General features: G+C 47.0%; 1 protein-coding gene and 1 pseudogene. Both read right to left on the reverse strand.

Annotated elements, in window-relative coordinates; all coding sequences use genetic code 11:
• Window positions 1–303, reverse strand: a 303-nt coding sequence (locus F6K38_RS42105; protein ID WP_353737300.1) for an ABC transporter permease subunit, incomplete at its 3' end; no start/stop codon positions are given.
• Between the two features lie 879 nt (window positions 304–1,182).
• Window positions 1,183–1,355, reverse strand: a pseudogene (locus F6K38_RS44755) (CPBP family intramembrane glutamate endopeptidase); the annotation flags it as partial.

Below are 1,355 nucleotides of genomic sequence, written 5' to 3' on the forward strand. Positions count from 1 at the left end.
GCCAATGATAAATTCAGCCCGGCTAAGAGGCTTGGGAATTAACACTAAGACAGTACGCTTTTCGATTTCCTTGTTAATCAACCCGGTACCAACAAATACCGCCACGATTACACCCAGGATACCCATCGCAGCTAGACCCAAATCCAGAAAAATTTTGTCTTGTGTGGTTGCTGCTACCTCAGGTAACAGCCTGAGGGCTATGCCTAGGGCTAAGGCAAAAAAGCCGATCAGATATAAAACGCGATCGCGTATCACTTCCCGAAAACCATTAGCTGCGATCGCCCAAATTCTTGCCAAACTCACCTGCTATCTCCTATCCTCCGAATTCTTTTGCTTCCATCATAGAGGAGGTACACAAGGCAAGGGATTTTTGCTATATCAAAGGGAACAGGGAACAGGGAACAGCGATGCAGCGCGGTCTTGGGGGTTTCCCCCACTCGCGCTTTGCATCAAGACGGGAACAGGGAGTAGGGAAAAGGGAACAAAAATTCTCACAATTCCTACACGGATTGGTATATAAGGTTAAGTAGTGAATATAGCGAAGATAAAACTATTCCGGACGAGGCATTTATTATTGTTGTACTTGATCACCCCGCCGTTGAAGGAATTGCAGGAGTTGCCAAATACCGCCCAGAATTCGCTTAGTTTCGCTCTTATAATTAAGAATTAAATTCGCCACGGGTCGCACCTCTTGCTATTTAAACTTTAGTTTGGACTCTCAATAGCAATCACTAATTATTACTAATCACTAATTATTACTAATCACTAATTATTACTAATCGCTAATTATAGAGTTTATCATAGCTATGAGGTACACAATATTTTCCACCTCTTGCCTCTTGCCTTCCCCTCCTGGGAGGGGTTAGGGGTGGGTTCCTCTTGCCTCTTGCCTTCCCCTCCTGGGAGGGGTTAGGGGTGGGTTCCTCTTGCCTCTTGCCTTCCCCTCCTGGGAGGGGTTAGGGGTGGGTTCCTCTTGCCTCTTGCCTCTTGCCTCTTGCCTTCCCCTCCTGGGAGGGGTTAGGGGTGGGTTCCTCTTGCCTCTTGCCTTCCCCTCCTGGGAGGGGTTAGGGGTGGGTTCCTCTTGCCTCTTGCCTCTTGCCTCTTCCCTGCTCCCTGCTCCCTGCTCCCTGCTCCCTAAAACCCATAAATTTGTACCTCATGAGTATCATAATTGCTATATCACTAATCACTGTGATGATTCCGCTTCATCCACCAAGCAACCAAACCAAGAAATAGCAATCCCATTATCCCAGCAGTAGGATCGCGATTAATGCCAGTAATCCAGGGAGCAACCTTGCCTGAATAGACTACTAATTGCCCAACATCAATAATATAATAACCCCAAACTAAGCCAG

The sequence above is a fragment of the Moorena sp. SIO3B2 genome (genome assembly GCF_010692525.1).
GTDB classification, from domain to species: domain Bacteria; phylum Cyanobacteriota; class Cyanobacteriia; order Cyanobacteriales; family Coleofasciculaceae; genus Moorena; species Moorena producens.